At 62.4% G+C, this 6,523-nt stretch carries 5 protein-coding genes and 4 pseudogenes; 5 read left to right on the top strand and 4 right to left on the bottom strand.

Features of this window, described 5'->3' with window-relative positions; genetic code table 11:
• Positions 1-74: 74 nt before the first annotated feature.
• The 5 genes and pseudogenes from ACMX3H_RS19645 to ACMX3H_RS19625 form a co-directional block, all read left to right on the top strand.
• Positions 75-515, top strand: a pseudogene (locus ACMX3H_RS19645) (ABC transporter substrate-binding protein); the annotation flags it as partial.
• 35 nt (positions 516-550) lie between these two features.
• Positions 551-916, top strand: a pseudogene (locus tag ACMX3H_RS19640) (ABC transporter substrate-binding protein); the annotation flags it as partial.
• A gap of 26 nt (positions 917-942) precedes the next feature.
• The gene (locus ACMX3H_RS19635) at positions 943-1,095 is read left to right on the top strand and encodes a hypothetical protein (RefSeq protein WP_415210039.1); all 153 of its coding nucleotides are present in this window, start codon (positions 943-945) and stop codon (positions 1,093-1,095) included.
• Positions 1,096-1,357: 262 nt separating this feature from the next.
• Positions 1,358-1,774 (top strand): hypothetical protein, encoded by a 417-nt coding sequence (locus ACMX3H_RS19630; protein WP_415210040.1) that lies wholly within the window; start codon positions 1,358-1,360, stop codon positions 1,772-1,774.
• Positions 1,775-1,896: 122 nt separating this feature from the next.
• Positions 1,897-2,865: a GlxA family transcriptional regulator gene (locus ACMX3H_RS19625; RefSeq protein WP_415210041.1), complete on the top strand. Its 969-nt coding sequence runs from the start codon at positions 1,897-1,899 to the stop codon at positions 2,863-2,865.
• A 174-nt stretch (positions 2,866-3,039) separates the two neighbouring features.
• Here the strand turns inward: ACMX3H_RS19625 and ACMX3H_RS19620 are convergent, their stop codons facing one another.
• From ACMX3H_RS19620 to ACMX3H_RS19605, 4 genes and pseudogenes are all read right to left on the bottom strand, one after another.
• On the bottom strand, positions 3,040-3,840 hold the full coding sequence (locus tag ACMX3H_RS19620; RefSeq protein ID WP_415210042.1) for a nitrilase-related carbon-nitrogen hydrolase: 801 nt from the start codon (positions 3,838-3,840) through the stop codon (positions 3,040-3,042).
• 253 nt (positions 3,841-4,093) lie between these two features.
• Positions 4,094-4,714 (bottom strand): annotated as a pseudogene (locus ACMX3H_RS19615) (CocE/NonD family hydrolase C-terminal non-catalytic domain-containing protein); the annotation flags it as partial.
• A gap of 118 nt (positions 4,715-4,832) precedes the next feature.
• A pseudogene (locus tag ACMX3H_RS19610) lies at positions 4,833-5,606 on the bottom strand (CocE/NonD family hydrolase); the annotation flags it as partial.
• A gap of 342 nt (positions 5,607-5,948) precedes the next feature.
• Positions 5,949-6,437, bottom strand: a complete 489-nt coding sequence (locus tag ACMX3H_RS19605) for a GNAT family N-acetyltransferase (protein WP_415211919.1) — start codon at positions 6,435-6,437, stop codon at positions 5,949-5,951.
• Positions 6,438-6,523: the final 86 nt, after the last annotated feature.

The following is a 6,523-nucleotide window of genomic DNA, read 5'->3' as shown; positions in this document are numbered from 1 at the left end:
ATTCTTACCGGGCCATATAACAAACCCACCAATAATTCAAGACGTCCTCCACGGGGCGCTTACGTAAAAAAGCGCTGGAAGCCACCAAAGATAAAAAAATCGGCACCACGCCCGCGGCCTGTTCCGGGCCGTATAAAATCGGCGACTGGCAGCCGCGCGAACGGCTGAAGCTGGTACGCAACGAGAGGTGGAACGGCCGCCACAGAGAGTACGATCAAATCCAGCTGGTACCGATCGGCGATTTGAATACCGCTCAAATCGCTTTTGAAGCCGGCGATTTGGACATGACCAAAATCAATGTCAGCGCTATCGGGAAATACCGGGACGATCCGGGCGATAACACGCTGACCGTTCGGCCGGCGCTGGCCTGCACCTGGCTTGGGATGAATGTGGATCACCCTAAACTGAAAGACCTGCAGGTGCGTCGAGCCATTCAGCAGGCTATCGATGTGCCCGCCATTCTGGACGCCACTTTCGGCGGCGCGGTGAAACCGGCCTATGGCCTGGTGCCTCCGCCGCTGGCCGGGCCGGGGCGCGCAACAAAAATCTCTATCCTTATGATCCGGCGCAGGCGAAAGCGCTGTTGCAAAAGGCCGGTGTCTCAGGATTGCAGCTCAGGCTGGACCTGTCCACCTCCACCGACGGCGGGACGGTGGCCCAAGTCATTCAGGCGCAGCTGGCTGAGGTGGGTATCGACTTGAAAATCAATCAAATGGACGGGGCGGCATTTGTCGCTGCGGGCCAGGAATCGGAAGGCGATGCCTGGAAGGACTCACAACTGCGCCTCACCACCTTTACCACCGCGCCGGACGCCAGCTGGGTGACCGCCTGGTTTACCTGCGATCAGGTGGGCATCTGGAACACCCAGCACACCTGCGACAAAATTGGGATGCGCTCAACGCCGAGGCCGCGGTAGAGCTGGATCAGGCGAAACGGGCGGCTATGTATATCAAATTACAGGATCAGTTGGAGGAAACCGGCGCCTATGTCTTTTTATACCACGGCAGCAACGCCTGGCTGACGCCGAAAACCGTTCACGGCGCCTGGACGCCCGATGGCCAATGGCCGCTGTTCCGGGATGTCACCGGCGCCTAATACGCCGGTTATACCGCCCGGGCGACGCGGCCCGGACCCTGTCTGGCCGGCATTCCCTCTGTGGGTGATGCCGCGCGCGGCCGTTTGTGGGAGTTTCCTTGACTACTGCCCGTTTTTCCCTGTTGCCTAAAAAGGGATTGCGCCCTTCAGGCAACGCCTTGCGACACGCTGATTATCGCCGATTTTTCGGCGGTCAGCTGTTGTCGGTCATTGGCAACTGGGTGCATACCATTGCCCTCTGCTGGTTATTTGGCGGTTGAGCGTGTCGTCGCCGATATTGTTGGGGATGCTGGCGTTTTGCAGCCAGGGGCCGATTTTATTCTTCGGCCTGTTTACCGGCGTGATTGTCGACCGTTGCGATCGCCGCCGGCTGGTATTGACGACACAGATCGGTATCACCTTGTTGGTGACGTTATTGTCGGTGTTAACGCTCAATCATCTGATTACCGGCGCGCTGGCGGAGAGTGCGCGCATGGAGACCCATCGTGTCCAGCGCTACACCCGTCCCGGCTGGGATATCAGGCTGGAATGCGATACCGATCTCGCTTGGCAGGCGGGAGGACTGGTGCTGACCTCCCGTTATCAGGTATGGGAAAACGACCTGCCGGTATTCAGCCGCGAATGGTGCCATCGCTTTCCCTCCCACCATCGCGACGAAAGCAGCGTGGGGGATAGCTGAGACTTGGCAGAAACGTTACAGTCAAGGTAAGCGGGTGCAGCGCGGCCGTTCGCGCCATACCGGACCCGCGCCGACGCGTCAGGCCCAGCGGTGTTTTTCTTTACCAGAAGCGATTGACGACCATGCCATCCGTTGAACCCACCGTATTCACGTTTTTACTGGGTCAGGATTTTTCCATGATGAGCCTGGCCTCAGCAATTGAGCCGCTTTGGTCTTACAACCGCTTATTTAAGCAATGTGTCTTTAGCTGGCATCTGGCTAGCCTCAACGACGAACCGGTCACCGCCGCCAACGGGATCCCGTTTCCTACCTGCCCCGTTAACCAGGTGCTGGCAGAATCGCATTATCTCTTTATTTGCGGCGGGGAGCGGGTGGTGGTGGCGCAATACGAGCGGGGCTATCAAAGTGCGATGCGCCAAGCGGCTCGCGCCGGTCTGTTTATCGGCTCCTTGTCCACCTGCACGTTTTTGCTGGCGAAATGCGGGCTGCTGAACGGCCACCGCTACACTATTCATTGGGAAAGCCGCGCCGCGTTTGCGGAAAGTTATCCGGATATCGAATGTACCCGCAAGATCTACGAAATTGACCGCCATCGTTTAACCTGTTCCGGCGGCACCGCGGCGATGGATATGATGCTTAACCTGATTGCCGAACGCTATGGTGACGATCGCGCCACCGCGGTGGCGAACCAATTCCACCATGAACGGATCCGCAGCGCGGCGGACGATCAACGCGGCCACCGCCAGCATCGGGCGCCGTTGCCGCCGGTGCTAAGCGCGGTGATGGCGGTGATGCAGTCCACTTTCGAGGAGCCGCTTTCTCTGTTGGCGGTAGCGCAGCAGGTCGGGGTGGGCACGCGCCAACTGGAGTGCCTGTTCGGCCGTCATTTCGGCAAGACACCGCAGCGTTACTATCTGGAGCTGCGGCTGGAACAGGCGCGCGAAATGCTGATCTATTCCGCCCGTTCAATTATCGATATTGCCGTCTCGGTGGGTTTTAGCTCCACCTCCCATTTCGCCGGCTGGTTTCGCCGCATCTTCGGCGTGCTCCCCTCGGATATGCGCCAGGAGCGGCGGGCGAAACTCGGCTGAAGGGGAGATGCGCCTTGCGCCGGCGGGTGTGGACCGTCGTTGATTGACGGCGGGTGCTAACTCAGGCCGTGGGAGGCGCGGGTCTTATTTCAAGCGGCGGAGTTAATCCGCAGGCATGACGCCGTTCAGGTAGTGGGCGTGCCGGCTGTCGGCCGGCCACGGATGCTGCCGGCGTCAGCCCGCCAAACTTTGACGGTCCAGCGTGGCGCTGAGCGTGAACGCGCCCGCCACCGGCGCGCTGGCCAGTGTGCCGCCGTCCGGGCCGCCGATACGGCTTTGGCCGATATAGGCGAACGGGCCATCGCCGTCGCCGCGGTTGGCGATGGCGATATAACAGCCATTTTCGTAAGCCCGCGCCGGCACCACATGGCGCGGCACCACGTCATAACCGTGGGTGGTCGCGCTGATACACAATAAACAATCCATGCCGGCTAGCGCCTGGGCGCGGACCAGCTCCGGGAAATCCAGGTCATAGCAAATTGCCATCCCGAAACGGAAGCCGTGTAATTGAAAGCCCACTAGCCTGTCGCCGGGACGGAATAAGGCCTGTTCATAACCCGACCAGAGGTGGATTTTGCGGTAGTTGGCGCAAACGTTGCCCTGTGCATCGATCGCCATCATGGCGTTATAGCGCTCATCGCCGCATTTTTCCGCATAACCAAACGCCAGCGCCTGACGACGTCCACGCGCTAGCGCCGCTAACCGGCGCAGCGTTTTTCCCGACTGCGGCAGCGACATACGCCGCACGGCATCCTGGTGTTGATAACAGCACAGCGCCAGTTCCGGCAATAGCAGCAAATCCGCCTTCGGCGCCGCGGCCAGCGCGCCGTCCAGCCAGTCGGGAACGGCGGCGATCTCCGCCGGTGCGTCGGCGGTAAGCAGGCTGTGAATTTCCAGCCGGGCCAGCCAGTCGCCGTGATGAAAACCGGCGCTGCGCCAGGTTTCGGAACGGGCGCTGGCGGGGTTCGTGAGCATTGACGCGATAGATCTCGCGGCCCAGCGCCTCAAGGCGAAGTCCGGTCTCCGCCAATTCTACTGCGCCAAGATTACGCACAACCTCAAGTGTCGTTTCGCCGTCCTCCATATCCCGGATCACCCGTTGGCGGCCGCGGGCCGGCGCGACCAGAACCCGCGCCGGGACCGGCGGCGGAGACCAGGGGTCCCCCAGCGCCGGCGGCGGGCAGGTCGCGGCGTCGGGATCGCGCAGCGGCAGTATTACGCTGCCGCTTTGCACCGTCAGGACAGAACGTACCGGCAGCGGCGCGGCCAGCGGCCAGTAACAGGTGGAGAGCGCAACGCGCAGGCGATAGCCCACCGGCAGGACAAACACCGCCGCTTTAAGCATGACGTTGACCTCATAATATTGTCCCGGTACCAGCGGTTCTGCGCGATCAAAGCCGTTGCGCGCCGCGAGATTCAATAAACCATAGCTCACGCGAATGGCTGTGCCGTCCGGCGCCACGACATTCAGGCGCACTGCCAGCATCGCCAGGGGGTTATCCGAGCACAGCTCAAGCCGCACCTCGGCCCGATCGAGAAGCTGTAGCGCTGTTTCCACGGCAGGCCCATCAAAGCATAGGAAGCCGCCGTCATCCTCGCGCTGGTCCCCCGGCATATCCGGTCCCCAGCCGTAAGGGCACCACTCCCCTGACGCCAGTCCCGTGGTGGCGGGGGAACTCAGGGTTGCGGTAAATTGCGCCGGCGTGTCCTGCAGCCGACCGGGCGCCAGATGCAACGTGCGCGCCCGGACGTCGGCGGAGGGCCAGCAGCGTTCCGCCGCCCAATGACCCTGACGCTGCGCATATCGGGCGCGGGGCGGCTCCGGCCGTTGTTGCCAATAGGTCAGCATCGATTCGGCCATAATGCCGATCTCTCGCCCTTTTAGCCACTGATCGAACCAGCGCTGGACATAGCCGATAAAATCGATGCGCGGCCCCGGCGTGGCAATGTGGGGAAAAGTGCCCCCACGGGCCGATCAGCCCTTTGCGCGGGCCGCGCAGGTTCTCCAGCAGGCGCAGTACGGTGTTGGTATAGCCCTCGGCCCAACCGCCGACCGCCAGCACCGGCACGGTAATGCGGCCGTAATCCTCGCATACCGAACCGCTGCACCAGTAGTCGTCCCGTTGGGGATGCTGCATCCAGCGTGCTGCGGGCGGCAGATCCATTGCATTGAGCCGCGCCAGCTACATTGCTTTCCAGCGGTCGCCAACGATGGCAGGATCCGGCGGCGTCGGCGTCCAGGTAAACAGGGTGGCGCCATATTGCAGATTGTCGTTGAGCAGGGCGCCGCCCATATAATGCATATCGTCGGCGTAGCGGTCGTCGGTGGAGCAGGCGGTGACTATCGCTTTGAGCGCCGGCGGCCGCAGGGCGGCGATTTGCAGCGCGTTAAAACCGCTCCAGGAGATGCCTATCAACCCTACGCTGCCGCTGCACCAGCCCTGCGCGGCAATCCAGGCGATGACTTCACAGGCGTCGCGCCACTCCTGCGGCGTATATTCGTCGTTCATCAGCCCGTCGGAGTCGCCGGCGCCGCGCATGTCGACGCGTATGGCGGCATAGCCGCAGCCGGCCAGACCGGGATGCAGCACGGCATCATCTCCGCGGTGCCGGGCGCGGCGGCGGTAGGGTAAATACTCCAGAATGGCGGGCACCGGCAAATTTTCGTCCGGTAACCACAGGCGGGCGGCCAGACGGCAACCGTCCGAGAGGGGGATCCAGACCGTTTCGATTATCCGCATGGCACACCGCTCCTGACGATACAAACGTTGGCTCTATCTTTGCACAGTGCGCTACGGAAACCATCCGGTTTACGACCCGTTTAGCGCGAAAAGCGACCTAAGGGCAAAAAGGGACGAGTGCCGTTGCTGTATCGGGCCCAGAGGCGGGCGGCGCCCCTCCCCCCTCGGCCACGCCTCACGCTACGCCCGTTGCTAGGCGGTTCAACGGGCGAGTGAAACGTGTCGCCGACGGGTTGGCGCTGGTCTCCGGTAGCCGACGTAGCGTAGAGCGCGCCATCGGTCGGCGCCAGCGCCGTGAACACAGTGCACGATGCCGGTCGCTGCCGGCGCGAGGCGCAATGATTACTTCAGCTGTAAATAATAGACGGTGGTCGCTGTCAAACGGCCGTCGGGATACAGCGCGTAATCGGGAATGACGCCCGCGCGCCGCCAGCCAAGGCGCGTATAAAGTCGTTCAGCGGCGCTGCCGGTGGCGGTATCCAGCACCAGCAGCGTCTTGCCTGCCTGCGCCGCCCGCATCAATGCCTCGCCCACGCCCAAGCGACGCGCCCCGCGGTGTACCAGCAGTTTGATAATGTCGCCGCGGTGCGGCTGATTATCCAGCGGTGCCAGTACCATCTGCACCGTGCCGATAATCTTTCCGCCGGCATCACGCGCCACCAACAGACCGTGGTCGCCGCTGGCCGCCAACGCCGTTTTCCGGCGCCAGAACTCCTCGGCGCGCGCCTCGGGAAGCGGCAACATAAAACCGACCGACGCGCCCCCTTCCACGCAGTCAATTAACAGCGCGATCAGGTCCGTCAAATCCGCCTGGCTAATGTCTGCACCCAGCGGCCCATCGAGCGCGGCATCGTTGGACCGGGCCTGCTGGCGCCGTTGGCCGACGCGGTATGCGACTATGTGATGTCGACGGGTAA

It is taken from the genome of Sodalis sp. (in: enterobacteria) (genome assembly GCF_047607725.1).
GTDB lineage: Bacteria > Pseudomonadota > Gammaproteobacteria > Enterobacterales > Enterobacteriaceae > JBLKSS01.
Note: the sequence above shows the minus strand (reverse complement) of the source record. Positions and strands in the feature narration are given on the sequence as shown.

What these genes read in the sequence shown, in the direction of transcription:
- ACMX3H_RS19635 (WP_415210039.1), top strand. Translation starts at nt 943, where the DNA reads ATGTATATCAAATTACAGGATCAGTTGGAGGAAACCGGCGCCTATGTC.
- ACMX3H_RS19625 (WP_415210041.1), top strand. Translation starts at nt 1,897, where the DNA reads ATGCCATCCGTTGAACCCACCGTATTCACGTTTTTACTGGGTCAGGAT.
- ACMX3H_RS19620 (WP_415210042.1), bottom strand. Translation starts at nt 3,840, where the DNA reads ATGCTCACGAACCCCGCCAGCGCCCGTTCCGAAACCTGGCGCAGCGCC.